We start from the raw sequence: 25,823 nt of genomic DNA, 5'->3' as shown, positions 1-25,823 counted from the left end.
AAAGTTACAGCGAAAAATGCCAGCCAAAAATTTGACAAGCCGGTTATTCTTCGGTGTTCAGCTCGTCACGCACCAGATTATATTTGCGCATTTTTTCCACTAAAGTGGTGCGGCGTAAACACAAAATATCGGCAGCTCTGGCCACCACATAATCGTGTCGCTCCAGCGCCTGGCTTATCAAAGAAATTTCCAGATCGGCCAGGAATTGTTTTAAATCCAGACCTTCATCCGGCAACTGCTCAATTGAACTTTGTGCCGGGCCAAATTCAGCGGCACTGTCATCCTCGTCCTGGTCAAACTGGAACAGCTCGTTAATAGCGTCTCTTTCCTGCAGCGCTTCAGGGTAATGTGGCACATAACTTTCTACATCGAGGTGACGGTATTTTTGCGGCAATTCAGCCACATCAATCACCTGCTGCGGATACATAATGCTTAACCTTTCCACCAGGTTGGCCAGCTCCCGCACATTGCCCGGCCAGGGATGCAACTTCAGGCTGGCAATGGCTCTTTCGGTAAATTTAATGGCTGCCTGGCCCTGCTGCTCCAGCCTGTGTTGTAATTCCTGCAATAACAAAGGTAGATCTTCGGCACGCTCTTTCAGCGCCGGAGTTTCAATCGGAAATACATTGAGCCGGTAAAATAAATCTTCGCGAAAGCGGCCATCGCTTATCATATCTTCGAGCTGACGGTGGGTAGCTGCAATAATACGCACATCGGCTTTAATCGGCTGACTACCGCCAACCCGCTCATAAGTACGCTCCTGCAACACCCGCAGTAACTTCACCTGCATTGGCAGGGGCATATCACCAATTTCATCTAAAAACAGTGTGCCGCCCTGCGCCAGTTCAAACCGGCCTTTACGGGTGGAAATAGCGCCGGTAAAAGCGCCTTTTTCATGGCCGAATAACTCACTTTCCAACAGTTCTGCCGGAATAGCACCGCAGTTAATAGGCACAAAAGGGCCTTCACTGCGATGCGACAACACATGAATATTGCGTGCCACCACCTCTTTACCTGTGCCGGACTCGCCTAAAATCAGTACGTTAGCGTCTGTTCTTGCCACCTGCTGAATTAAAAAACGCACTTGCTGCATTTGTGGCGACAAGCCAACCATACCAACAAAACGCGCCTGCACTTCGTGCTGACGCTGGCCTGGCAATAATCTATGGTATTCCTGACAATCGCGCAGGTGCTGGGTAAGAGATGCATAAGCAAAAGGTTCGGTCAGCAAGCCAACCACATTGGCGTGTTTGAGCAAAGATTTTAAGGTTTCGCCGAGCAGTAAAAACGCCGCTTGCGGGTATTGTTCTATCAGCTGTTCATGCCGCTGACTGGTGAGCGCGCCCAGCAGTACTACGGCTTTAGCGTCGCTTGCCAGTGCCTGTTGTAGTTCAGTTTCACTGACCAGCTGATGCGGCTCCGCCACAAAAGTCAGAATAATACTCAGACGCTGGGCACGTTGTTCCTGCTGATCAAGAATATAAAGCTTCGGGGTCATGGCGCGGCACTGCTCTTTGCTTTTTTTTCATTCTTACAAAGGCATTGCAGGCTTGCAAGGTAAAACGCTAATTTTTTGACGCTAGTGTCAAAAAATTAGCGTTTGCTGGCGACAGGTACTTCAGCAAAAGCAATTATGCTAATAATTTCAATGACTGTTCGGCAGAAATTCGGCCCTGGATGCTTACTGCAACAGCAGCTTGTTCCTTGATTCCATTGGCAACCTGCCGGGAAACAGCGCTGGCATAATCCAAATCTTCAATTCTGCTGCGGGCAGCACTGACATTTTCATTGGCGCTGGCAAGGCCACGTGCGGCGCCAGCAAAGGTATTCACACCTGCGCCTAAGTCTGCCCTGGCGGCATTGACTGTTTTACTCAGGCTCTGGATACTGTTTTGCGCCGCACTGCGGCCAGCTTCCGTATTAAAATCAATAGCATCCAAACCATTACCACTGACCGCACCGGCCAGCCCCGGCGTGTTCAGGTTCAAAAGCGTATCGCCACTGCTAAAGGCAATTTGTTTATCTTCGGCAAACAGTTTCACACCGGCAAAACTGCTGTTGTCGATTTGTTGTTGCATCGACTTGCTGATTTGCGCAGCTTGTTCTGCAATGGCGGCACGATCGGCATCGGTCAGGGCGCCGTTCCCGGCCTGCACTGTCAGACTATCAAGCTCAGATAACCCCTCGCTGACACCGGCCAGCGTCTGCTCAGCCACTGCCGCCAGCGACATGCCGTCATACAAATTACGCATGCCCTGACTGGCACTGTTGGCCTGCGCCGTTAACCGGTCAATGATTTGTAAACCTGCAGCGTCGTCGGCGGCACTGTTCACTCTTCTGGCACTGGCCAGTTGTTTGAGCAGATTGTCTGAATCTATCTTGTTTTGTTTGAGCGGTTCGGCAGCAATATTGGTGTTAATTTTCACGGCAACTTACCTTTTTCCGGCAGTGGGAGTTTGAGTATATGCCGCATTGACCTGATGTTCCACGGCCTGTGCGCAGCCTCTGGCAAACACTTTGTCTAACCCCGGGGTTCAACTTCGCCCGCTTGAGCTCAGCAGTGATTTCAGCGCTTGGGTTTGTCGCCCGATAAGTTTTCTAATAGACTGATTTAAAATCAAATAACCAAAAGTCAGTGCTTTATGGAAAATGTCTTACAGTATTTAGGCCGCCCATCTGAAATGTTGGACGACGATTTACAGGCCCATCATCACAAACTTTGCAGCCTGCTTGGCAATTCATCCTGTCTGGTGCTGGGTGCGGCCGGCTCTATTGGCCAGGCAGTGACACGGCTTTTGATGAGTTACGGCCCTGCCAAGCTACATCTGGTTGACCTCAGTGAAAACAATCTGGTTGAACTGGTGCGCGACCTGCGCAGTAGCTTTGACATTTTCCCGGCTGATTTCCAGGCGCTGGCACTTGATATCGGTTCTTTGGCTTATGACAGGTTTATCAGCAGCGACGGCAAATACGACTATGTACTGAACCTGTCGGCGCTGAAACATGTGCGCAGCGAAAAAGACGTGTTTACCCTGATGCGGATGATTGATGTGAATATTCTGAACACCGAAAAAACGCTGCGCCAGTCGGTGCAGGCCGGTGTGAAAAAATACTTTTGTGTGTCCACCGACAAAGCGTCCAATCCGGTCAATATGATGGGCGCGTCCAAACGTATTATGGAGCTGGTGCTGGCCAGCTACAGCGACCAGATCAACATCTCCACCGCCCGCTTTGCCAATGTGGCCTTCTCCGACGGTTCTTTATTACATGGCTTTGAAAAACGACTGCAAAAACAACAACCTTTAGCAGCACCCAGCGATATCAGACGTTATTTTATTACCGATCATGAAGCAGCAGTGCTTTGTATTATGTCCTGCTGTTTTGGCCAGAACCGTGATGTGTATTTTCCCAAACTTAATGAAAGTCAGCTGATCAGCATGACAAGCATTGCGGAGAAATTCCTGAAAAACCATGGTTTTACGCCAAAGCTCTGCAGCACAGAACAAGAAGCACGCGCTTTAATGGCCACACTACCGGCTCAGGGTCAATGGCCCTGTGTCTTTAGTCCGTCGGATACCACGGGTGAAAAAGAAGCTGAAGAATTTTACGAGCAGCAAGACAGCCCAGATTTTCACAGTTATCAGCAGATTGGTGTGTTGCACCAGAGCGCAGCTGATAATCAGCAGCTGACGCACTTTTACCAGCAAATAAACCAGATCAAAGCTCAACCTGTCTGGCACAAGGCCGATATAGTCAAATTATTTATCGCCACTTTACCTGGTTTTATGCATCAGGACACCGGCAAATATCTGGATGGAAAAATGTAATGACAGGCACAAAAGCGCTGCTGAGTTTTATCCGCGACATTTATCAAAGCACAGGCCCTATTCCACTGCATGCGCCACTGTTTAATGATGCGGAAAAAACCAGTCTGCTGGCTTGTTTAGACAGTACTTTTGTTTCCAGCGCAGGCCCTTTTGTTGACCAGTTTGAACAACAGATGGCCGCTTTTTGCCAAAGCAGCCGCGCCGTTGCCACCGTCAATGGTACAGCCGCCTTACAGGCAGCTTTACATCTGGCCGGTGTGGGCCAGGGCGATATTGTGATCACTCAGGCGCTGACTTTTGTTGCCACCTGTAATGCCGTGCATTTTCTGGGGGCCACACCGGCTTTTGTTGATGTGTCGCCCATGAGCCTGGGCTTATGCCCGGATGCACTGCAGCAGTTTTTAACTGAACAATGCGGCAAAAATGCCGCCGGCAACACTGTACTTCGCAGCACAGGTCAAAAAATTGGCGCTGTTGTGCCTATGCACACCTTTGGTCATCCGGTGCAACTTGATGAAGTTGTTGCTATTTGTAGTGAATGGCAATTACCGTTGATAGAAGATGCCGCCGAGAGCCTCGGCTCGTTTTATCGTGGCCGTCATACCGGCACCTTTGGCCGTTTTGGCGCTTTAAGTTTTAACGGCAATAAAATTATCACCACAGGCGGTGGTGGTATGGTGCTTTGTCAGCAGATAGAGGATGGGGTGCATTGTAAACATGTCACCACCACCGCCAAAGTTGCCCATCCTTATCAGTTTTTTCACGACGAAGTAGCCTTTAACTTTCGCATGCCCAATTTAAACGCCGCTTTAGGCTGTGCCCAACTGACAAAATTACCTTCATATCTTGCCAATAAAAGAGCTTTAGCCGGGTTATACCAGAACTTTTTGCAAGACAGCGATTATCAGTTTGTGGCTGAGCCTGCTTATGCCAAATCCAACTATTGGTTAAATGCCGTGATTTGTGCCAATGAGCAGCAACAACAATTGCTTCTGAAACAAAGCAATAACCAGGGCATTATGACCAGGCCTGTGTGGGAGCTGATGCACCATTTGCCCATGTATAAAGATTGCCCGCGCGGTAGCCTTAGCCACAGTGAATGGCTGGCCAAACGTCTGGTCAATCTGCCAAGTTCGGTCGCCCCCGGGCTACAGCCGTGAGCAAGGGAGCGCAGCCATGTGCAAGGGAGCGCAGCCATAAGCAAAGTAGTCCAGACATAAAAAAAGGAATAAAGCCATGAGTAAAGGAGTCCAGGCATGAGAAAAATTGCAGTGTTCACCGGTGCCCGCTCTGAGTACGGATTATTATTCCCGCTGCTTAAACAAATTCAGCAACATGCTGAGCTTGAGCTGCAGCTGATTGTTTCAGCCATGCACCTGTCGCCCGATTATGGTTATACGGTAAAAAGTATTGAGCAGGATGGTTTTGCCATAGCCGCCAGAATTGAAACTTTATTATCGTCCGACAGCGCGGTAGGCACTCTGAAAAGCCTTGGCCTTGGCATTATTGGTTATGCCGATGCGCTGGAGCGGCTCAGGCCCGATCTACTGGTGCTGCTTGGTGACAGGTATGAAGCCCTGGGTATGGCGCAAGCTGCGCTTATTATGCAAATTCCTGTGCTGCACCTGCACGGCGGTGAAATTACCGAAGGTGCTTATGATGATGCCATTCGCCATGCCATCACCAAAATGAGCAGTTACCACGCCACTTCTTGTGTGCAGCACCGCCAAAGGGTGATCCAGCTGGGTGAAAACCCGGAGCGCGTGTTTAACGTAGGGGCCATTGGCCTGGATAATATCAGGGGGCAACAGCGCGCCAGCCGCGCTGATACCCTGGCTTTTTTGGGGCTTGCACCAGACACTGAATTTATCTTTTTAACTTATCATCCGGTTACAGCTGCAGATGAAGCCCCCGCCGCTGGCATTGCAGCGCTTATTCAGGCACTTGAAAGCCAACAAAACTATGCAGTAGTGGCGAGTTACCCCAATGCCGACAACGGCGGCAAGGTGATTATTCAGGCGCTGCAGCAGTGGCAAGCCGGCAACAGCAAAGTGAAAACTGTGGCATCTTTTGGCCATCGTTATCTGGATGTGGTCAGCCATGCTGCACTGGTGATTGGGAACTCTTCCAGCGGCATTATTGAAATTCCGTCACTGGCGGTGCCTGTGGTAAATGTTGGTGTACGCCAGCAAGGCCGCGAGTGTTCCAAACATATAGTGCATTGCCCGCCCGAGCCTTTGGCCATCAGCCATGCCATCCAACAGGCACTGCAGACTAAAGATCTGCTGAGCGCCGCCGATAACCCTTATGACGCAGGACAGACCAGCCAGACGGTCGCCCGGTTATTGGCGGAATTACCTCTGACTGCGCACAAAAAGTTTTTTGATATTCATTAAGAGCGCAGATGCTGATGAACAAAACCCTGATCATTGCCGAAGCCGGCGTAAACCATAATGGCAGTTTAGAACTGGCGTTGCAGCTGGTGGAAGCAGCCAGTGCCGCCGGTGCTGATGTGGTGAAGTTTCAAACCTTCAACGCAGAGCAACTGGTAACGAACAGAGCCAAAAAAGCAGAATATCAGGCTGAAAATACACAAAATAACGGCAATCAGCTGGATATGTTAAAAAAACTGCAACTCAGTCATGCCGACCATCTGCTGCTGATCAAAAAATGTAACGAGCTTGGCATCCGTTTTATGTCGACCGCTTTTGACAGCGAAAGCCTGCAGTTTTTAGCCAGGCTGCAATTGCCGGTGCTGAAAATTCCGTCCGGTGAAATCACCAATGCCCCGTTGTTATTACAATATGCCCGCACCGGCGCCGATATTATTTTATCGACTGGCGTCAGCACCTTAACTGAAATCCGTGATGCGCTGGCTGTACTGGCTTATGGCATGACGGCGCCAGCAACTGCGTTGCCAAAGAGCAGCGCTGATTTTGCCAGCGCCTTTAACTCTGCCGAAGGTCAGCAGCAACTGAAACAAAAAGTCACCTTATTACATTGCACCACCGAATATCCGGCGCCTTTTGCCGACATTAACTTAAAAGCCATGGATACCTTACGTCAGGAATTTGGCCTGGCGGTCGGATATTCCGACCACAGTCAGGGTATTGTGGTGCCGATGGCCGCAGTGGCCCGTGATGCCACTGTCATTGAAAAACATTTTACCCTGGATAAAAACCTGCCAGGGCCTGATCATCAGGCCTCGCTGGAGCCTGCAGAACTCAAAGCTATGGTGGATGGCATTCGTCAGGTAGAGCTGGTGCTGGGCCATGGCCGCAAGGAACCAGCCGCTTCTGAGCTGAAAAACCGGACTTTGATTCGAAAATCACTGGTGGCGGCACGGCCGCTTAAAGCAGGCGACACTTTTAAAGCTGAAGATTTAGTCTGCAAAAGACCGGGTGATGGCAAAAGTCCATTTGATTATTGGCAGCTGCTTGGCAGCACCATCAACAGGGATTATCAGCATGACGAACTTATCGACAACTAAAAAGCTGGTGATGATTGGTGCCGGTGGTCATGCCCGGGTGCTGCTGGATATTCTCTCGCGGCAACAACAAATGCCTGCGGCAATTTTTTGCGCCGAAAAAGCGCAGTTAGCCACCCCTTTCGCCAGCATCAAACAATATCACCTGGACGAGCAAATGAGTGAGTTTTCCCCGGATGAAGTGCTGCTGGTGAACGCCGTTGGCCGCTTACCTGGTGAACACAGGCGGATGCAGATTTTTGATAAGTTCAAAGCCCAGGGTTACCAGTTTGCCAGTGTCATCTCAGAAAAAGCGCTGGTGTCGGCCTACTGCAGTCTGGGTGAAGGGGTACAAATTCTGGATGGCAGTATTGTCAATGCCGGAGTGCAGATTGCACAGAACTGTATTGTAAACACTGCTGCGGTTATTGAACACGACTGCAAACTGGATGCCCATGTGATGGTGGCGCCAGGCGCTGTGCTCTGCGGCAATGTACACTGCGCCGAGCAGGTGTTTATCGGCGCCGGTGCCACTGTGATCCAGAATATCGCCATTGGCAAGGCAGCTTTGGTGGCAGCAGGCGCTACTTTGGTATGTGATTTGCTAGAGCAGCAAAAAGTTTATCCGGCACGGCACTTTATCGTTATGTGAGGTCATCATGATGGAACAAAAGTGGAAACAAGTCCTTATCGCCCCTGACAGCTCTATCCGTGATGCCCTGAAGATCATCGATCAGGCGTCCTTGCGTATTGCGCTGGTGGTTTCAGAAACCCAACAACTGCTGGGAGTGGTCACAGATGGTGATATCCGCCGCGGATTGTTAAAAAATTTCTCGCTGGACAGCCCGGTCAGTGCCGTGATGAACAATCACCCTGTGACGGCCCAAATCGGAACATCCAGACGCGAACTGATTAAGTTGATGAATGAAAAAGGTTTATTGTCTATTCCACTGCTTGAAAACGGCAAAGTGGTTGACCTTGAAATTCTGCAGCGCAACTCACCTGAATTCAGACATGACAATCCGGTGTTTTTAATGGCCGGTGGTTTTGGCACCAGGTTAAAACCGCTGACCAATGATTGCCCTAAACCTATGCTCAAAGTAGGCGACAAGCCAATTCTGGAGCTGGTGCTTTTGAGTTTTATCCGCTCTGGTTTTCATAATTTTTATATTTCGCTGCATTATATGCCGGAGCAAATTCAGCAATATTTTGGCGATGGCTCCAAATGGAACGTCAGCATTAAATATATTTATGAAGACTTACCTTTGGGCACGGCGGGTGCACTTGGCTTGCTGCCGCCAGATGCACCTAAACTGCCGGTGTTATTAATGAACGGTGACTTGTTAACCACAGTGGATTTTGAACAACTGCTGGAGTTTCATAATAAGAGCCACTCTGACGCCACTATGTGTGTGCGCGATTATGAATATCAAATTCCTTTTGGCGTTATTAACGGCGACGGCGAGCGCGTGCTCAGCATGGTGGAAAAACCCATTCAGCGTCTTTTTGTCAACGCCGGTATTTATGTGATCAATCCGGAAGTGCGTGCTCAGGTAAAGCCAAACCAACGTATCGATATGCCGACCTTGCTGGAGCAGAATATTGAGCTCACCAAAAAAGTCTCCATGTTCCCTATCCACGAGTACTGGCTGGATATAGGCCGCATTGATGACTACCAAAGAGCACAGATTGACGTGCATAACTTAAGGTTACCGGCATGAAACACATTGCGGTGATTGGCGCCGGCAGTATTGGCCGGCGCCACATCGGCAATTTGCGTTTGTTGCATCCCGGGGCGCGCATTTATTGGCTGGGTGCCACCGGTGTTATCGCTGCAGCTGAGCGTGACGCTGATATTGTGTATCCGGCGAACCTTGATGAACTGCTCAGGATCCAGCCCGATTATTGTATTGTGGCCTCCCCCGCCTCCAGCCATCTGCAGTTTATGAGCGCGTTATTGGCAAAGCACGTTCCGGTATTGGTGGAAAAACCACTGGCAGCGACCCTCGCAGAGGGAAAACAAATGCAGCAACTCAGTCTGGCGAACCCAACAACACCTGTGGCAGTGGCTTATTGCCTGCGTTTTTTACCGGCGTTGCAGCTATTAAAAAGTACCCTGCAAAACGGCAACCTTGGCAAAGTGCTGCATATCAACTGTCATGTAGCACAGTATCTGCCTGACTGGCGGCCGGGCAAAGACTACCGGCACAGTGTATCGGCCAGGGCATCACTTGGTGGTGGTGTGCTGCTGGAACTTAGCCATGAGCTGGATTATCTGCATTATTTATTTGGCTCGCTGCAGCTGCATTACAGCCAATTACAGCAGAGCGGTTTGCTGGACATTGATGTGGAAGATCAGGCTGATTTATTCATGAGCACACAAAGTGGCGCCTCAGTCAGCCTGCATCAGGATTTCCTGCAAAAAACAGTGCAGCGCCGCTGTATGATCAGTACCACAGAAGCGCGGCTGGAATGGGATCTGGTGCAAAACAGCATCTGGTTATTTACCGGCTCCGAGCAACAACTGTTATTCAGTGAACCCGAATATCAGCGCAACCAGATGTATCTGCAGATGTTGAGCGCCTTTGAGCAACAGCTCCGCCAGCCGGGCACAACAAACACAGTGCTTGCCACTGTGGACGATGCGCTTTGTACCCTGTCTTTGATTGAACAGGCCAAACAACAGCAGGCCAGTTTTGGCAGATAAACCCACAGCAGCGCAGCTAAAGCCGGAGATTTTATGAGTGTGATTGCTTTTGTATTTGCCCGCGGTGGCTCTAAAGGTTTACCGGGCAAAAATATCAAGCCGCTTTGTGGCAAACCTTTATTGCATTACTCCATTGAAGTGGCAAAACAAATTGCTGACATTTCAGCTGTTTATGTATCAACCGACTGTGATGAAATAGCCGCAGTTGCCAAAGCAGCTGGCGCTTTGGTTATTCGCCGGCCGGCTGAGCTTGCCAGTGATACTGCTGCTGAATGGCTGGCCTGGCAACATGCCATTCGTTACGTTCAGCAACAAGGTGTACAGTTTGACACCTTTGTCAGCTTACCAGCCACCAGCCCGCTGCGCGCCGCCAAAGATGTGACTGCAGCTCTGACACAACTGCACAGCAGCAAGGCTGATATCTGTATTGGTGTTACTCCAGCTGCGCGTAACCCCTACTTTAATATGGTTAAACCCAAAGGTACGGATGAGGTTTGTCTTTTTATCAACGATCAGCCAGCGATAAAAAGACGGCAGGACGCCCCTGTAGCTTTTGATATTACCACTGTGGTCTATGCAGCCAGAGTCAATTATATTCTTGAAAATAATGCGCTTTTTGCCGGTAAAGTGACAAGTGTTGAAGTACCGAAACAACGGGCTGTCGATATCGACGATATCTATGATTTTTTATTTGCTGAGTCGCTGCTAACAAACGGAGCTGCATTTGATGGCTAAAACAATAATGGTGGCGGGTGCCGCCGGCCTGCTGGGCAAACATATAGTCCACACTTTATTGGCCGCCGGGCATCAGGTGCTGGCCTGTGATTTAAGCCTGGATTTATTACAACAACGGCTGAGCGGTGCAGGTGTGGATTTGTCAGTTCCGGCGCTGAATTTAATACAGCTGGATTTAACCAACACTGAGCAGGTCACCGCCTTTTTTGCGCAGCATCAGCACATTGACGGTGTGGTGAATTGTATTTATCCGCGCAATAAAAAATATGGCACCGACTTTTTAGCCGTGACGCTGGACGATTTTAACGACAATGTGGCGCTGAATCTGGGCTCATCATTTTTCCTGCTACAAAGCTGCGCCAAATATTTCCTTGAGCATCAGCGCCCGTTAGCTGTGGTGAATTTTGCGTCTATTTATGGGGTTGTTGCCCCGGAATTTGATATTTATCAGGATGTTGCCTTTACCATGCCGGTGGAATACGCCGCTATCAAGTCGGCGCTTATTCATCTGAGCAAGTATGTGTGCAAGTACGTGGGCCACAGCAACTTCAGGGTCAATGTAATAAGCCCTGGCGGTATTCTGGACCAGCAACCTGTTGAATTTACAGAAAAGTACCGGGGAAAATGCCTGGGAACCGGCATGCTGCCGCCGCAAAGTATGGCAGGAACTGTCTTGTTCCTGCTGTCAGACGAAGCCAGATATATCAACGGTCAGAATATTATTGTGGATGATGGTTTTACGTTATAAAGCACAATGCTGACTCAAGCACTGCAAAGAATGAAGAGTGAATATAAAGGGGCAGAGCCATCACGGGCTCTGCCGTTTTACAGGTTGCGTTGTTCCAGCCCCCAGTCACACTTGGTATTCCAGTTCAGCGGGAAATCATTTTTAATATCGGTTAAATAATCAATCCACAACTGTCTGGATTTTTCAAACTGCGCCATGGTCTCTTCTTCTTCCTCAAAGCTGTATAACATGGTCAGCATAGGACAATGAAAATACAATAATGAACCTTTGATCATATGGAAGATATAGGTAAATTTTGTACCATTAAATGCATAAAGATAACGAGCCTGCCGCATCAATAAATCCGAAGCTTCCACCCGGTTTGTCACAGGTTCCTTCGCAATTGAAATCATATGCTCACATACTTCATCCAGCAATTTGAAGTTAATGTCAGCTTCCTGAATATTCAGTTTAAAGTCGATAAAAAAGCGCTTTTTGACGTCTGCCACCACAGTGGTTTTATCAATCAACTTTTTCGGTACTAATACATCTTCAACGGTGAGCGGATGGGCACCTTCAAGTTTGGCGCCAAAACCGACGTTATAAAAGAAGGTGTTTTTGGCTGATTTAATCAGGTTTTCAATCTGAATTTTGGCAACCTTTAATAAATCAGTGGCCATCACAGTGCCACCAAAATTGCCTTCTAATTTATTGGTCGCGTTTTTATTGACGGTACGTTTAAAATCTAAACTTTCATCACTGTAAATACTGAACTTAGAGTGGGTGGCTTTATTAATATAACCGTTGTCGACACCCACCAGATAAATCTCTTTAAAACCCATAGACACTGCAAAAGACAATGCAGTATTCACCACCAGCGGGCCACAATTTGGCATGGCTTTTAATAACTTATGCCGTGTTAATGCTATGTATTGATAAATAAAATAAGTGGCCGCTTCCGGGCCTTTTAGCCCTACCCCAGCCCACTGATATAAATCCAGCACATCCGGATACATCACATCGACGGTCAGCAGATTAAGTTTTTCATACACTTCTTTGGGCTGGGTATCGAGCAGAATGTCATAGGTAATTTTGGGTCTTTCAACCAGCACGTGGAAATCCGGATCTATGCCCATTTTTAATAAAGAGCCAAGTGCAGTGCCTGAGGCAAAAATCAAAGCTCTGTCTTTAACTTGCTGTAATAATTCAAAAGCATCATCGAGCGAAGGGCCGTTGCCGATAACAAACACCGGTACATCGGCATATGGGAATTTTTCTGCTTTTGGATCCACATAAAACAACTCGTAGCCCTGGTTCAGGTTTTCAATACCATGAGCCAGGCCGGTAATAGCGTCGTTATAAAAACCAAAACCTAATTGTAAATCACGGTAACGGTCAAAAAACTCTTTAATGAGTTTGTTGACTTCAGGTGATGGATAGTGCTGATAACAATAACTACGCACCAGTGAAAAAGCACCGATGTCGGCGGAAACAGAAGTTAAAGTTGCAAAAAAGTGTTTATAACTGACACCCACCTGCAAAAATAATGTTTTTCCCTTTTCATCAATGTCATGAATGATAGCTGCCCAGTCAATACAATATAAGCTGGCATAAAACAGCTCTAAATCAGGTTCACAAATAAACAAATAATCAAAAGAGTGTTGCTCGAGCAACAACGGAATATGATAACCAAGGCCAATGCCAAAAATAATGGCACTTGGGAAATGAGGCGGCAGCTGGCTAATAGGTGTCAGATCCTGCGCATAAAAATCAGCAAGTTGCTGATCCAATGCATGCATATAGCGGATGTGAATGCGAACATCTTCACTTTTTACGCCAAAACCATATTTGGTCATGCTGAAAAAAGCTTTGTCGCGGTATCTGTCTACCTGACTGGCAACAGTTTTTTTGATGTCCACGCCATACAAAGGAATAGTCTGACCGGACGGAATAAAATCGGCGAGCCCACCTTCTCTGACAATAAACTTAAAATCATCACGTTTTTTATATTCTTTGATGGTGTTATAAACGTCAGGATAATATTTTTGGAAAGCTTGCAGGTTGGCTTCAAAACGTTGTTGTGATTCTTGTTCAAATAAAAGTTCGCGTTCTTTTTGTGCAACAACTTCAGCGAGTTTTGATTCAATGTCAGCTAATTGTTTCTCGATTTCATTTGACATTAATAATTGTTCTTCTGATAAGCTTCACTCACTTTATTAGACCGAAACTGGTCAAGGGAAGCAACAGTTATCTGGATCTGGTGTAGCTTTTTTTTCAGCTCTTCAATTTTGATATCAAACAAGGATTTTAACGCTCTGATATCGTCAGCAACATCAGCCGTATTGCCCTGGCGCTGAAATAACATCAGATGCTGCTGAATTTCAACACAAGCCTGACAGGCCTCGTCGTATTGTTCAGCAGCAAGCAAAGCTTCAAAACGGGAAATTTGTTGTTGTAACAGCTGCTGATCAGCCAACATTGGCCATGCCTCTGGCTTGCTCCGCCTGCATCTGTGCTTCCATCGGAATTTCGTCCCAGGCCGACTTAATGGTTTTAAACAGTTCGCTCACTTCGTCAATGGCATTGGTATTTTCTTTTTCAACGGCAGCATCAATCAGCCGTTCAATCATATAACTGTACAGAGCATATAAATTATTGGTCAGTTCAGGTGCCAGACTGTCGTCCAGGCAAGAGCGTAAGGCTTCCAGAATAGCGGACGCTTTTGATAAAGCACGGCCTTTGGCTTCAAAATCTTTACGGCTCAGTGCACCTTTGGCTAAGGCCAGATTGTCCAGCACACCTGACATTAATAACTGAATCACCTGATATGGGCTGGCATCGGCTAACCGGGTTTTGGTTGCTTCTTTTTGATAAAACTTAATGCTCATGGTTATCCCCTGTCAGCTGTTATTTAGATTTTACAAAACCAGGTAAACTACCCAATTGTGATTGCAGATACATACCAGAACTCTGCATCTGGGCTATTAATGAATCCAGACTTGAATATTGCGCTCTTAACCGCACTTCCATTTGTGACATGCGGTAATCATGCTTTTCCCGCTCGACTTCCAAATCTTTTAACGACAGATTGATGTTGTCGGTGCGGAATTTAAATGAACCTTTGGCATCCAGATTTTTTTCCAGCAAGCTGCTGATATTTTTGGCAAAGCCGTCGGTTGAGGAAAACAATTTGCCAAAGTCAGCGTAGTTGTCGGTTAAGGCTTCACTCATGCTGCGCACCAGGCTGGATTTTTCCAGAGTGCCGTCTTTTTTCAGACCCAAACCCACGTCAAAAATCGTTTCAAAAGGACCAGCGCCTGTGACGACCTGCTGCAAGCTGTTGGTAAGCTGGGTTTTTAAGCCGCGCATGGTGGAATCACCATATAAACCAGCACCCACTTTGGTGTGATAATCAATGGTCCCCACAGCGTTGTTGTAGGCTTTGATAAATTCTTCCATCAGCTTTTCAACACCGGCCGTGTCGTAAGACACATCAATACGGGCCTTTTCACCGGCATCACCGACTTTTAGCGCGGTGAAACTTAAATCCTGAATGGTGTTGCTGAATTTGTTTGACGAGCTGGTGACTTCAACACCATCTACTTTGGCGATGGCATCTTTGGCCATATCGGCCGCAGCAATAGTCATACCGCCGGCACCACCACCAAAAGCGACGGTCGACACTGCGTCTAAATCGGCATTGTCGTTTTCGATGATGACGTCATTGCCAGCACCTGTCACATTGGAGGTAATCACCAATTTTGAGGTTGGTGTTGCACCACCGGTATTGATGATGTTGGCGGTAATACCAAAATTGGTCTCTGCACTGTTAATGGCATTACGGATATCTTCTAAAGTAGCGCCTGCGGCAATATCCACCGCAAAATCTTTAGTACCGGCTTTTAACGTTAACTTACCTGCAGTGGCATTGACCACATCTGTGGGTGCAGTAAAAGCAGCATTAGACATAGCACGGCTGCCTTGCGCCAGCTGTGTCACTTCAATATTAAAACTGCCGGTGGTTGATTTGTCGGTGGTTGCGACAGAAATCAGGTCGCCCGAAGCAGGCTGCCGGATACTGGCAATGCGTTTACTGAAATTATCGGGGTCTGCCAGTTTTTTCATAATATCCTGCAGCGCAGATAACGCAGACTTCACGGCACCCAAAGCAGATAACTCGACATTAAGCCGGGTTTTGGTTGCTTCAAAGCGTTTAAGCTTGGGTTGGTCTTCTGCATTCAGGGTAGCATTAATGATATCTTCCAACGGAAGACCAGAACCTACACCTGCTGAAGTAATACCTGCCATGTTATCTTCCCCTTGCGGCCTAAATTTCAGTATTAAATAAAGCGCCGGACTTATTCAGTGTATCGACCATATCACCAAAAGCTTTAGCAACTTTATCCAAATCCCGTGACGGAATTTCACGAATAAGCTCTTTGCTTTCTTTGTCGATGACTTTAATTATAGGTGGCTCGTTTAAGTCATCAAACTCGAACACCAGGTTGGTGTTGACCAGTGGAATAAACTGGTTGAGTGACTCTAACGACTCTCTGATCCGGTCATTGTCGACCATCTCTGCTGATTGTTCTGATTTTTCAGCATCTGCCGCTGTTTCATCCTGACCGGACGACAGTTTAGCCTCTGCTTTACCTACTGCCGGTAAGGCCTCGGTTTCATTAACGATTTTTGTTCTGTTGCCAGAGAATAAATCAGGTAATTCTCTGTCCAGAGACAAGGTTGTATCGTAACCCATAATTGCCTCCTCAGTTAATCGTAATACCACTGTTCACCATATGGTGACACAAAATCAAAATGGCCAGCTCACTGAGCTGGCCATTTTTCACGATTAGCCCAGTAATGACAAGGCGACTTGTGGCCGCTGGTTTGCCTGAGACAAAATCGAAGTACTGGCCTGTTGCAGGATTTGAGAACGGGTCAGAGATGCAGTTTCAACTGCAAAGTCTGCGTCCTGGATCCGGCTACGGGCGCCTGACAGGTTTTCAGCGATGTTTGACTGGTTACGGATGGTAGACTGGAACCGGTTTTGTACCGCACCCAGCTCAGCACGTTTTTTGTCAACCACGGCAATTAACGAGTCCATCCCCGCCAGCACCAGCTGCGCATTTACCTGTGTAGATACGCTGATACCGGTTTTGGTGAAAATTGCGGTGAAAGCAGCATCAGTCAGTGCAAAGTCACTGTCGATACCACTTAAAGCCGAAATTTGTTTGGTGGTCAGCGTATCTGTTAAGGCTTTTTCTGTGGCGTTACTGGCTACACCAGCAATACCTGACAGCGTAAAACCACCGTTACCTGACAGACTGTAAGTGGTGTCACCTGCAGTACCGCCTACTTGTTTCATAGAGAAACCAATAACCTGAGCTGCGTCAGCACCCACCTGGAAGCTGGCTTTGTACGAACCATCCAGCAGTTTTTGACCACCGAAAGTTGTATCCTGAGCAACACGGTTTACTTCGCTCATTAATGAGCGGATTTCTTCCTGAATCGCCAGACGGTCTTCATCAGTGTTAGAACCGTTTGATGCCTGAGATGCCAGAGTACGAACACGCTGGAACATGGACGTTACTTCGTCCATTGCACCTTCAGCAGTTTGAGCCAGAGAAATACCGTCGTTGGCGTTACGAATGCCCTGGTTCAGACCGTTGATCTGGCCAGTTAAACGGTTAGAAATTTGCAAACCTGCAGAGTCATCAGCTGCGCTGTTGATCCGTAAGCCTGAAGACAAACGTTTGAACGATGTATCCAGGTTGGTACCGCTGTTCATTAATTGACGCTGGGCGTTTAACGAACTGACGTTGGTATTGACTGCTAAAGCCATAATAGCCTCCGATTATTGATAATAATGCTTGTTTTAACAGGTTACCCCTAACCGCTAAAACAGCATGTAAACGAACTTCTTGGACCTAACTCATTGTGATAATGAGACTTTTAACACAAGGTCGCTGCAATTACAGTTCCCCTTGTTTAAGCTATCGGCGGCGTTCTGAATTACTTTAGGAATTTTTTTAAAAAATTTAAAAATAATTTCAGATACCACAAAAAGCCTAATTTTTCTCAAGTCAAAACAGTGACTTGCTTTCAAAAAAAATTTTGTGCTACAGACATTTTTTGTTTTGGCAGCCCGGAATTTTGCACCCGAAGTGCATGCAAAGCACGCTTTGCGGCAACTTGATGCCTGCTGACTGCAAATATCGGCCAGCACCAGGCCAAAGCCGCTGCTGTAAATTGCCGCTGTTGATTCATCTTTGCCGGCGCCCGGCTAAAGGCTGTCTGGTTATCGGATAACCTGTCGTCAGGCGTCAGGTGCCTTGTGTTATCCGACTGATAGAGCTGCCGTTTTTGACATGCCAGCATTTGAATATTGTTGCGACCAATGCAGTTGTTACCCTTGCCACTATGGTGATCGCGGCTGGCGTCTGCTGCTGTGTTGGCATTGATTGAAGTTATCGCCGCTTCAGCTGTGGCAGCAGTCATCCACTTCGGTGTTGATCTCGGTGTGGGTATCGGTGCTTGTATCGCCGTTCGCCAGTCTGATGCTTCAGCCGCAGCGCTAAAGCTTGCATCAGCCAGCGTGGGCCTTACGCTTTGCAACCGGGTTTTAGCCTGCACCAAATCGGCTGCTGGTTGGAAAACTGCAGTGGCAACACCAAAAGCAAAGATGGTGTTGCCACTAAAGTTTTGAATTTTTGGGTTTGCCGCAGTCTGAATCGCAAATGGCATCAGCCCGGGCTCTTGTTGCCCAGGTTCCGGAACTACAACACCGGGACGAGCAGCACTAGCTGGCCCGAAGCCTGACTGCAGGCTTCTGTCACAGCACAGTTGCCAAAAGCTGTGTTGGCCTGAGATCAGACGAAGTTGTTTTGCGGCAAAAAACGATGGATACCAGGGGACAACAACCGAGGGTGCAACGGCTGAAAACAACTGGAACGGACTGCACAGTGATTGCGGGATCTGATCGAACTGCATGACCTGCCTCCTCAATGTCCAGCCTGAACAGCCAGAGACAGCTGCAAAGCCGGATGAAAAGTACTGCTATCCAACAAAAAAGCGCTCTTAACATTACCCCATGTCAAGAGCGCCAACCTCCGCTTAAGCTTCAGGACTTGTTAACTATTAACCCTGTAACAGACTTAAAGCTGCCTGAGGTCTTTGGTTCGCCTGGGCCAGGATGGTAGACGAAGCCTGTTGTAAAATTTGTGAGCGGGTTAAAGCTGCAGTTTCTGATGCAAAGTCTGCGTCTTTGATCCGTGATTTAGCGCCAGCCAGGTTTTCACTGATGTTGGCCTGGTTACGAATGGTTGACTGGAACCGGTTTTGCACCGCACCCAATTCCGCACGTTTTTTGTCAACTACAGCGATTAACGAATCCATACCAGCCAGTACCAGCTGAGCGTTCAGCTGAGTAGACACACTGATACCGGTTTTAGAGAAAATCGCGGTAAAAGCGGCGTCTGACAAGGCAAAGGCGCTATCAATGCTGCTTAACGCTGAAATCTGTTTGGTATTCAGTACATCAGTTAAGGCTTTTTCTGTGGCGTTACTGGCAATTCCAGCGATACCTGACAGCGTAAAACCACCGTTACCTGACAAACTGAAGGTGGTGTCACCGGCAGTACCGCCAACCTGTTTCATTGAGAAACCAATGACCTGCGCTGCATCAGCACCGACCTGGAAAGCTGCTTTGTAAGTACCATCCAGCAGTTTCTGACCACCGAATGTGGTGTCTGTTGCCACCCGGTTAACTTCCGCCATTAAAGAGCGGATTTCCTCCTGAATCGCCAGACGGTCTTCGTCGGTGTTAGAACCGTTTGATGCCTGAGATGCCAGGGTACGAACCCGTTGGAACATCGAGGTTAACTCGTCCATCGCACCTTCAGCAGTTTGTGCTAAAGAGATACCGTCGTTGGCGTTACGGTTACCCTGGTTCAGACCCTGGATTTGTGATTCCAGACGGTCAGAAATTTGTAAACCTGCGGCGTCATCGGCAGCGCTGTTAATACGCAGACCAGAAGACAAACGTTTGAATGAAGTGTCCAGATTTAAACCAGAGTTCATCATCTGACGTTGAGCATTTAATGAGCTGATGTTGCTGTTTACATATAAGGCCATGGTGGTATCTCCTGGTAGCTTAAAGCGTTTAACAAACTGTTTTGTTTGTATTTTTGCCTGATACTTATTTATCGGACGCCAGGGAGGAAACTTTAGAATTTTTTGCAGATTTTTTGAAAAAGGTTGTTTGACTTAAACTTTCTTTATTCTGGCACAGACTGTGCATATAATTTAACTGTGATGGGTTTTTGACTTGTCACAGATAAAAGCTATATAGCCTCCGCTTATTGCATTTATCAAATAACGGCGCTCTTAACGTTACCCCCAATGGTTAAGAGCGCCACTCTCTGCCCTTTCCCATCAGAACAGCTTCCTCAGCAAGATCCCGTTATAGGATCTGCTTTGCTTGTTGCTGTTATATCGGCGGCAATACCGCACAATTAAATCTGATTTTGTATTTTCTGTTCAACACGATATTCAGGATAAAGCATGAATACCAGGCGACAGCTTTATTGCGATGTCGGTTGTTGCGGTGATGATAAAACGGGCGCTGGTAAAACAAAAAACCAGTCGGATGATGACTGGTTTTTGTATTGGCGTCGGACAGGTACTGCTCAGCTAGCGGATATAATCAAATAAACTCAGCTGAGTGACTTTGGTAAAAGTGCTTTGCACCACCTGTAGCTGAGTTTCCTGTTTGGTCAGCTCGGTAATACCCTGCACTAAATCCAGCTCATAAATATCAGCGCGATATTCCACGTTGGCAATTTTTAAATCTTCCAGACTGCCGGAAATACTGCTGATCAGATTCTGGCGGCCACCTAATGCTGAAACAGTTTCACCCACTTTTAACGCAGCCCGGTCGACTTGTACCGATGTATCCACCAACACTTCTCTGAGCTGGTCCGGATCAAGCTGATCCCGGATCACCGCATTAATCACATCGGTCAGTGTATTCAGAATGTTTTTCTTGGCCGGCGGGCTCAGACTGAAATCAATCTGACCCGGGAAAGTACCAATATGGTCAATTTTTAAACCGTTAAAATTCACCGCCTGCCCGGGCAATACTGTGCCACCCACGGGCGGTACTAAAGGCGCACCACTTTGCAGGGTAATGGCGTATTGATCCGGTGCAGTGTAGCTGACACGATAATCGTTATTGGCTGGGGTGACGCCGTCATATTTTTGACTGTAAAAACCGTCAAAAATTGACTGGCTTGCCACTTCAATCACAGCGGTCGTGATACCACCGCCAGGAGTGACGTTAATGGCTTTATTGCGGGCGTCGACAGTTTCAAAGATGTTTTTGCCGCTGTCATTGGCCGGCACAGTGACAGAGGTTGACACCTGCAGGTACTTCTGCCCTTCATCGCCTTTAAAATCGTAATAACCGGTTGATTCGTTGTATTCATACGACTGGGTTTTTTCATTAAAACCGGAAAATAAATAACCACCGTTGGAGTCACGCTGGTTCATTAAATCAAAAATTTCTGCTCTGACGTTGGCGAGCTGTCCGGCAATAGCCGCCCTTTCAGTTTGTGAGTTTGAGCCGTTGCCCAATGAGATCACCAGGGTTTTGGCTTGCTGAATTGAACTCTGAATACTGCGCAGCACCGTTTCTTCGACATCCAGGCTGTTTGACAGCATATTGCTGTTCACCTGATATTGACCTGTGCTGTCAATTTGTTGATCCAGCGCAGCCACCCGGGCAGCGCCGGACGGATCATCGGCCGGCGTCAGAATTTTGGTTTGTTTTTCCAGCTTAGCGCTGGCCATTTGCAACCTTTCCTGTGCTTTACCAATGGCCGCCACGTTAACGGCATATGTCTGATTAAATGAAAGACGCATAATTACCTCGCAGCTTGCAGCAGCGTATCAAAGATAGTTTGTGAAGTTGCAATAATCTTTGCCGCTGCGGCATAACTTTGCTGAAAGCGGATTAAATTTGCCGCTTCTTCATCCAGATTCACCCCGGACACTGATTCATACCAGGCTTCCGACTGCGCCAGTACCGACTTTGCCGACTCTGAAGCAATGCGGATTTGGGCTGTTTTCTGGCCGACAAAACTGACCACATCACCATAAGCTTCGGTCAACGATGAACTGTTATCGGCAGCAGCGGTAGAAACTGCATTTTTTCTGATCAAATCTGCTGTTTGTAACGACGAAAGCATCAAACCATTGCGGTTATCTTTAAAACCAGAGGTGTTGTAATCGATGGTAAAAGTATCACCGGGTTTGGGCACACCGGTAATGTTAAAATCAAAACCATAGGTGCCAAGGCCGGCCGCAGCCATCACATTGTTATACAAACCACCTGGCATGGCGCCTGTGGTACCCAGTGAGGTATTGGTGCCATCAAAAATCTCAAAATCATCACCGCCAAGATACCGCACGGTAAAGGGCCCGCCGGTTAACACCCCGGACGTAGCAAAAGGTGGCGCCGTGGTATCTGTAACCTTGATGTCGCCAAAACGGGCATTGCCCAGGTTATTCAGCGTAAAGTCGCCCCGCACCGGAGATGCCAGCGCCAGATCTTCCGGCCTGGTGGTGGCCAGTGCAATTTCGTTGGCAGCAACACTTAAAGGTTTAAACAAAAATTTATCACCGGCGGCAAAAGCACCTGTGCTGGTATCCATATTAATTTCAAAACCATAAGCCACAGTGCCTGTGACCTGAGTCACGGCAGAGCCCGCAATCACTGCTCCGCGTTCGTCTAATGCCGACATGGTGAACTGGTTTGGCGCGACAAATTCAATTAGAAAATCATTGGGTGGAATATTTTTGCCTTCACCTGGCTCCACTGTCGCCAGTACCTGGCCTGAACCGGTATTTTGCCGGTACGGCATACCGCTATACACGCCCAGCGTAAACAGGTCTTTGCCAAGCAGGCCATTACCATCCATGCCGAGTTTATTTTGCACGTTAAAACTGTCACCCAACCCCAGCGCCAACTGACCAATTTTATTCAGTGTCGGCTCCAGAATTTGGGAACGAAACTCCAGCAAACCACCAATTTTGCCACCGAGTTTGTTGCTGTCGATTTCAGCAGTGACTTTGGTATTAAAATCGAGCTGCATTTTGACAATTTTGCGGCTGATTTCCGGGTCGCCATCGGCACTTAATAAATTAAACTTGCCCTGCTCTAACACCACAGATTGACCCGTGGATAAAAACACCAGTTTTTCACCATTGTCGGCTTCCAACACCTGAATATCAGCAAGTTCGGCCAGTTTTCGGATGGCTTCATCCCTTTTATCCAATAAATCCAGTGGTGGTGGTGTGTTGATAGACAAACCATAACCGGCAATTTCTTTATTCAGCTGAGCTATGGAGGTCACCATCGAATTAGCATCGGATACATACACCGACAACTGCTCATTGATATAAGCCTGCTGGTCACGCAATAAATTGGCCTGGGTATTAAATTTGTTGATCAACGTCTGGGCACTGCCAAGCACCAGAGAGCGTGAAGAATTATTGGCAGGATCGTTATTGGCGGTTTGCAGCTGCTTAAATAAATCCGTCATGCCGGTACCCACACTATTGGCATTGTTGGCAAATAAGGTGTCCACCCGACCGGCTTCAGCTAAATATTGTTCGTAAAAGGCCACATTGCTGGTGTCACGGCGCAGCTGCTTGAGCGCAAATTCGTTGACCATACGGCTGGTAGTGCCCCGGCCCACACCCAGCCCTAAAATCGAAGATTCGTATTCAGTGGACTGACGGACATAACCTTTGGTATTGAGATTACTGATGTTATTGGAGGTAGTGTTCAGCAGACCATTGCTGGCGAGCACGCCGGAGGTGCCTATGGTGAGCAAATTATCTGACATCTGAAACTCCTGACTCTGTCACTGCGGGAAAGCGGTTGCTTGATCCCGGCTTCGATTCCTGGCAATACATAGGCCGCTGTTATGAAGATTTGTCCAGCAAGTTCCGTACCTCTTTAAACGCACGTCCTTGTAAAACTGACAATATTTTCTCGGCATAGTTCGGGTCTGTCGCGTAGCCAGCCGCCTGCAACTGACGGAAATAGGCTTTGGTATCACCTGCCACTTCCAGCGCCGCCTGATAACGCGGGTTGGACTGAATTAAGTCCACGTAATCCGACAAACTTTGTTCTGTGCTGTCATAAGCACGGAATTTTGCTTTTTCTTTTTGTGCCACGCCCTGGCGGTATTCCAGCGTGTCGACCACGGCCACGTTGCCCTGCCAGTTGCCCATCGCCTTGATACCAAACAGATTATTACTGCTTTGGCCTTCAGCTGTTTTAAACATACGCTGGCCCCAGCCGGTTTCAAGCGCGGCCTGGGCTATTAACGCCAGTGGCTCTAAACCCAGTTTAGCCGCCGCCTGCTCTGCTGCAGGCAATAACTTCTGGATAAAGGCGGTAGCGGCATCGGCGCTTTTTTCTGTGCTTACGTCAGCCACGGCATGCTTAGCGACAACTTTTGGCGCAGCCTTTGTTTCAACTGTTGTCTGAACGAGCGTTTCGGCTGTGGTCGCGCCACTTAGCAGGGTTATCGGCTTCAGGCCAGAAAACTGCAACACCGGACTTGTCCGCTCAGTTGCGGCAGCATATTGCTGCTCTGGCGGTAACTGCTGTACAAAAGGAATGGCATTTGTTTGCTGTTGCAGCGCTGCAACTGGCGGAAGTTCTGTGACTAAGGGTTCAGCACCTCGCGCATCAACATCAGCGGCTGTTTTCACCGGGCTGGCATTGAGTACTATCCGCTCGGGGTCGAGTTTGACAAAACGTGGCCCTCTGCTTTCCAGAGCGTGCATATTGCTGTCGGATGGCAGTGCAAAGTTTTTTTGCTCCGGCACATCAAAACGTGACGGCGGGCTGATATGGCTGGCAGCTTTGGTTTTACTTTTTTCCGGGCTAAGTTGCTGCACCATTAAATCAGCCAGCCCCAAAGCGCCTTTTTTTGACAATTCGGTTGCGAGCTGACTGTCGTGCATATCCCGGTAAAATTCAGTGGCCTGGCTATTGAGTGGGTTATCTTCACCAAAACTTTCGTTGGCTTTGCGCATACTGGACAGCAGCATGCCCATAAACACCGACTCAAACTGCTGTGCAGCCTGCTTGATGGAGGCGGTTTCATCTTTTTTTGCCGTAGAGCGCAGTTGGTTCAGGCTCGACAAATCATGATAAGACACACTGACATCAGGCTTGTTCATGTTAGATCACCACCAGCTCACCGTGAATGGCACCGGCTTCTTTTAAGGCTTCCAGAATGGCCATCAGGTCACCAGGTGCAGCACCCACTGCATTGACAGTGCTGACCAGCTCATCAAGGGTTACACCAGGGTCAAATTTAAACATCCGTGACCTGTCCGGACGCACATCGATAATAGTGTTCGGCACAACCACAGTTTCACCGTCGGCGAGCGCATTGGGCTGACTGACCGTTGGGTTTTCGGCAATAGTCACCGTCATGCCACCATGGGTCACAGCGGCCGGGAATAACCGCACATCTTTGCCTATCACAATAGTGCCGGTGCGCGAGTTAATAATAATTTTGGCCGAATCCGACGCTGGCTCAAAGGTCAGGTTTTCCAGCGTTGCCAGATAAGACACCCGCTGATCGATATCCCGGGGGGCCCTGACTTGTACTGAACGTGCGTCCAGGGTTCTGGCCGTTTCATCACCGATAAAACCATTGATGGCCGCCGCCAGATTTTTGGCTGTGGTAAAGTCACCACGGTTCAGATTAAAGGTAATGTAATCGCCCTGCGCAAAAGGACTTGGCACTTCACGTTCTACCATGGCGCCATTTGGAATACGCCCCACAGTTGGCGTGTTGACCACCACACGGGAGCCGTCGGCGCCTTCAGCACCCAGGCCACTGACCACCAGACTGCCCTGCGCCACGGCATAAATCTGACCGTCCAGACCCTTTAAAAAAGTTTGTAATAAAGTGCCACCACGCAGCCCTTTTGAACTGCCGACCGACGACACTGTCACATCTATCGCCTGACCTGGTTTGGCAAAAGCAGGTAACTCGGCGTGCACAGCAACAGCAGCCACGTTTTTGATCTGTGATTTCATGCCTGCCGGCAAATTAATGCCAAAGTTACTCAACATAGTTTTAAAACTTTGCTCAGTAAATGGGCTTTGTTCACCTGTGCCCGGCAAACCTACCACTAAGCCGTAACCGACCAGCTGGTTCGAACGTACTCCTTCCACACTGGCCACATCTTTAATACGGGCCGCTTGTGCGTTCAGGCTTAACAACGCCAGGCTCAACAACATACAGGCTGAAATTTTCATCGCCTTAT

22 protein-coding genes are annotated in these 25,823 nt (G+C 48.2%); 9 read left to right on the top strand and 13 right to left on the bottom strand.

The window, feature by feature from the left end; genetic code table 11:
• Positions 1–43 precede the first annotated feature (43 nt).
• The gene (locus N3Z11_RS13325) at positions 44–1,498 is read right to left on the bottom strand and encodes a sigma-54-dependent Fis family transcriptional regulator (protein WP_260657683.1); all 1,455 of its coding nucleotides are present in this window, start codon (positions 1,496–1,498) and stop codon (positions 44–46) included.
• A gap of 133 nt (positions 1,499–1,631) precedes the next feature.
• Positions 1,632–2,426 (bottom strand): flagellin, encoded by a 795-nt coding sequence (locus tag N3Z11_RS13320; RefSeq protein ID WP_260657682.1) that lies wholly within the window; start codon positions 2,424–2,426, stop codon positions 1,632–1,634.
• A gap of 216 nt (positions 2,427–2,642) precedes the next feature.
• On the opposite strand from N3Z11_RS13320, the gene N3Z11_RS13315 reads away from it, so the two are divergent.
• From N3Z11_RS13315 to N3Z11_RS13275, 9 genes are all read left to right on the top strand, one after another.
• Positions 2,643–3,827 carry a UDP-N-acetylglucosamine 4,6-dehydratase gene (locus N3Z11_RS13315; RefSeq protein WP_260657681.1) on the top strand — a complete coding sequence of 395 codons (1,185 nt, stop codon included), beginning with the start codon at positions 2,643–2,645 and terminating at the stop codon, positions 3,825–3,827.
• Complete coding sequence (locus tag N3Z11_RS13310) at positions 3,827–4,987, top strand: LegC family aminotransferase (protein ID WP_260657680.1); 1,161 nt, start codon at positions 3,827–3,829, stop codon at positions 4,985–4,987. Before N3Z11_RS13315 ends, N3Z11_RS13310 begins: the two co-directional genes overlap by 1 nt.
• A 96-nt stretch (positions 4,988–5,083) precedes the next feature.
• Positions 5,084–6,223 (top strand): UDP-N-acetylglucosamine 2-epimerase, encoded by a 1,140-nt coding sequence (gene neuC / locus N3Z11_RS13305; protein ID WP_260657679.1) that lies wholly within the window; start codon positions 5,084–5,086, stop codon positions 6,221–6,223.
• An 8-nt stretch (positions 6,224–6,231) separates the two neighbouring features.
• Positions 6,232–7,317 (top strand): N-acetylneuraminate synthase, encoded by a 1,086-nt coding sequence (gene neuB / locus N3Z11_RS13300; RefSeq protein WP_313771359.1) that lies wholly within the window; start codon positions 6,232–6,234, stop codon positions 7,315–7,317.
• Positions 7,295–7,945, top strand: a complete 651-nt coding sequence (locus tag N3Z11_RS13295; protein WP_260657678.1) for an acetyltransferase — start codon at positions 7,295–7,297, stop codon at positions 7,943–7,945. Before neuB ends, N3Z11_RS13295 begins: the two co-directional genes overlap by 23 nt.
• Before the next feature lie 10 nt (positions 7,946–7,955).
• On the top strand, positions 7,956–9,014 hold the full coding sequence (locus N3Z11_RS13290; protein ID WP_260657677.1) for a nucleotidyltransferase family protein: 1,059 nt from the start codon (positions 7,956–7,958) through the stop codon (positions 9,012–9,014).
• Positions 9,011–10,000 (top strand): Gfo/Idh/MocA family protein, encoded by a 990-nt coding sequence (locus tag N3Z11_RS13285; protein WP_260657676.1) that lies wholly within the window; start codon positions 9,011–9,013, stop codon positions 9,998–10,000. The genes N3Z11_RS13290 and N3Z11_RS13285 overlap by 4 nt, the downstream gene beginning before the upstream one ends.
• 33 nt (positions 10,001–10,033) lie before the next feature.
• Positions 10,034–10,735, top strand: a complete 702-nt coding sequence (locus tag N3Z11_RS13280; RefSeq protein ID WP_260657675.1) for a cytidylyltransferase domain-containing protein — start codon at positions 10,034–10,036, stop codon at positions 10,733–10,735.
• A complete protein-coding gene (locus N3Z11_RS13275; RefSeq protein WP_260657674.1) occupies positions 10,728–11,483 on the top strand; it encodes an oxidoreductase in 756 nt (251 codons plus the stop codon). Before N3Z11_RS13280 ends, N3Z11_RS13275 begins: the two co-directional genes overlap by 8 nt.
• Positions 11,484–11,560: 77 nt before the next feature.
• On the opposite strand, the gene N3Z11_RS13270 is transcribed toward N3Z11_RS13275, so the two are convergent.
• The 11 genes from N3Z11_RS13270 to N3Z11_RS13220 form a co-directional block, all read right to left on the bottom strand.
• Complete coding sequence (locus N3Z11_RS13270; RefSeq protein WP_260657673.1) at positions 11,561–13,642, bottom strand: 6-hydroxymethylpterin diphosphokinase MptE-like protein; 2,082 nt, start codon at positions 13,640–13,642, stop codon at positions 11,561–11,563.
• Entirely contained in the window at positions 13,642–13,941 is a 300-nt protein-coding gene (locus N3Z11_RS13265) for a hypothetical protein (RefSeq protein ID WP_260657672.1), read from the bottom strand. The genes N3Z11_RS13270 and N3Z11_RS13265 overlap by 1 nt, the downstream gene beginning before the upstream one ends.
• Positions 13,931–14,350 carry a flagellar export chaperone FliS gene (gene fliS, locus N3Z11_RS13260; protein WP_260657671.1) on the bottom strand — a complete coding sequence of 140 codons (420 nt, stop codon included), beginning with the start codon at positions 14,348–14,350 and terminating at the stop codon, positions 13,931–13,933. The genes N3Z11_RS13265 and fliS overlap by 11 nt, the downstream gene beginning before the upstream one ends.
• Before the next feature lie 19 nt (positions 14,351–14,369).
• Positions 14,370–15,770: a flagellar filament capping protein FliD gene (gene fliD / locus N3Z11_RS13255; protein ID WP_260657670.1), complete on the bottom strand. Its 1,401-nt coding sequence runs from the start codon at positions 15,768–15,770 to the stop codon at positions 14,370–14,372.
• Positions 15,771–15,789: 19 nt separating this feature from the next.
• Positions 15,790–16,218 (bottom strand): flagellar protein FlaG, encoded by a 429-nt coding sequence (locus N3Z11_RS13250; protein ID WP_260657669.1) that lies wholly within the window; start codon positions 16,216–16,218, stop codon positions 15,790–15,792.
• Between the two features lie 93 nt (positions 16,219–16,311).
• Positions 16,312–17,304, bottom strand: coding sequence for a flagellin (locus N3Z11_RS13245; RefSeq protein ID WP_260657668.1), 993 nt, complete (start codon positions 17,302–17,304; stop codon positions 16,312–16,314).
• Positions 17,305–18,599: 1,295 nt separating this feature from the next.
• Entirely contained in the window at positions 18,600–19,595 is a 996-nt protein-coding gene (locus N3Z11_RS13240) for a flagellin (RefSeq protein WP_260657667.1), read from the bottom strand.
• 558 nt (positions 19,596–20,153) lie between these two features.
• On the bottom strand, positions 20,154–21,383 hold the full coding sequence (gene flgL / locus N3Z11_RS13235) for a flagellar hook-associated protein FlgL (RefSeq protein WP_260657666.1): 1,230 nt from the start codon (positions 21,381–21,383) through the stop codon (positions 20,154–20,156).
• Positions 21,384–21,385: 2 nt separating this feature from the next.
• Positions 21,386–23,371: a flagellar hook-associated protein FlgK gene (gene flgK, locus N3Z11_RS13230; protein ID WP_260657665.1), complete on the bottom strand. Its 1,986-nt coding sequence runs from the start codon at positions 23,369–23,371 to the stop codon at positions 21,386–21,388.
• Positions 23,372–23,450: 79 nt separating this feature from the next.
• Positions 23,451–24,722: a flagellar assembly peptidoglycan hydrolase FlgJ gene (flgJ, locus tag N3Z11_RS13225; protein ID WP_260657664.1), complete on the bottom strand. Its 1,272-nt coding sequence runs from the start codon at positions 24,720–24,722 to the stop codon at positions 23,451–23,453.
• Position 24,723: 1 nt separating this feature from the next.
• The gene (locus N3Z11_RS13220; RefSeq protein WP_260657663.1) at positions 24,724–25,815 is read right to left on the bottom strand and encodes a flagellar basal body P-ring protein FlgI; all 1,092 of its coding nucleotides are present in this window, start codon (positions 25,813–25,815) and stop codon (positions 24,724–24,726) included.
• Between the last annotated feature and the right edge of the window lie 8 nt (positions 25,816–25,823).

It is taken from the genome of Rheinheimera sp. 4Y26 (assembly GCF_025245835.1).
GTDB lineage: Bacteria > Pseudomonadota > Gammaproteobacteria > Enterobacterales > Alteromonadaceae > Pararheinheimera.
Note: the sequence above shows the minus strand (reverse complement) of the source record. Positions and strands in the feature narration are given on the sequence as shown.

Excerpts from the sequence above, each read along its gene's own strand:
- N3Z11_RS13325 (WP_260657683.1), bottom strand. The coding sequence starts at position 1,498 with ATGACCCCGAAGCTTTATATTCTTGATCAGCAGGAACAACGTGCCCAG.
- N3Z11_RS13275 (WP_260657674.1), top strand. The coding sequence starts at position 10,728 with ATGGCTAAAACAATAATGGTGGCGGGTGCCGCCGGCCTGCTGGGCAAA.
- N3Z11_RS13250 (WP_260657669.1), bottom strand. The coding sequence starts at position 16,218 with ATGGGTTACGATACAACCTTGTCTCTGGACAGAGAATTACCTGATTTA.
- N3Z11_RS13315 (WP_260657681.1), top strand. The coding sequence starts at position 2,643 with ATGGAAAATGTCTTACAGTATTTAGGCCGCCCATCTGAAATGTTGGAC.
- N3Z11_RS13290 (WP_260657677.1), top strand. The coding sequence starts at position 7,956 with ATGGAACAAAAGTGGAAACAAGTCCTTATCGCCCCTGACAGCTCTATC.
- flgK (WP_260657665.1), bottom strand. The coding sequence starts at position 23,371 with ATGTCAGATAATTTGCTCACCATAGGCACCTCCGGCGTGCTCGCCAGC.
- N3Z11_RS13280 (WP_260657675.1), top strand. The coding sequence starts at position 10,034 with ATGAGTGTGATTGCTTTTGTATTTGCCCGCGGTGGCTCTAAAGGTTTA.
- N3Z11_RS13220 (WP_260657663.1), bottom strand. The coding sequence starts at position 25,815 with ATGAAAATTTCAGCCTGTATGTTGTTGAGCCTGGCGTTGTTAAGCCTG.
- N3Z11_RS13270 (WP_260657673.1), bottom strand. The coding sequence starts at position 13,642 with ATGTCAAATGAAATCGAGAAACAATTAGCTGACATTGAATCAAAACTC.
- fliS (WP_260657671.1), bottom strand. The coding sequence starts at position 14,350 with ATGAGCATTAAGTTTTATCAAAAAGAAGCAACCAAAACCCGGTTAGCC.
- N3Z11_RS13240 (WP_260657667.1), bottom strand. The coding sequence starts at position 19,595 with ATGGCCTTATATGTAAACAGCAACATCAGCTCATTAAATGCTCAACGT.
- N3Z11_RS13285 (WP_260657676.1), top strand. The coding sequence starts at position 9,011 with ATGAAACACATTGCGGTGATTGGCGCCGGCAGTATTGGCCGGCGCCAC.
- flgJ (WP_260657664.1), bottom strand. The coding sequence starts at position 24,722 with ATGAACAAGCCTGATGTCAGTGTGTCTTATCATGATTTGTCGAGCCTG.
- N3Z11_RS13310 (WP_260657680.1), top strand. The coding sequence starts at position 3,827 with ATGACAGGCACAAAAGCGCTGCTGAGTTTTATCCGCGACATTTATCAA.
- N3Z11_RS13245 (WP_260657668.1), bottom strand. The coding sequence starts at position 17,304 with ATGGCTTTAGCAGTCAATACCAACGTCAGTTCGTTAAACGCCCAGCGT.
- N3Z11_RS13265 (WP_260657672.1), bottom strand. The coding sequence starts at position 13,941 with ATGTTGGCTGATCAGCAGCTGTTACAACAACAAATTTCCCGTTTTGAA.
- flgL (WP_260657666.1), bottom strand. The coding sequence starts at position 21,383 with ATGCGTCTTTCATTTAATCAGACATATGCCGTTAACGTGGCGGCCATT.
- N3Z11_RS13295 (WP_260657678.1), top strand. The coding sequence starts at position 7,295 with ATGACGAACTTATCGACAACTAAAAAGCTGGTGATGATTGGTGCCGGT.
- fliD (WP_260657670.1), bottom strand. The coding sequence starts at position 15,770 with ATGGCAGGTATTACTTCAGCAGGTGTAGGTTCTGGTCTTCCGTTGGAA.
- neuB (WP_313771359.1), top strand. The coding sequence starts at position 6,232 with ATGCTGATGAACAAAACCCTGATCATTGCCGAAGCCGGCGTAAACCAT.
- neuC (WP_260657679.1), top strand. The coding sequence starts at position 5,084 with ATGAGAAAAATTGCAGTGTTCACCGGTGCCCGCTCTGAGTACGGATTA.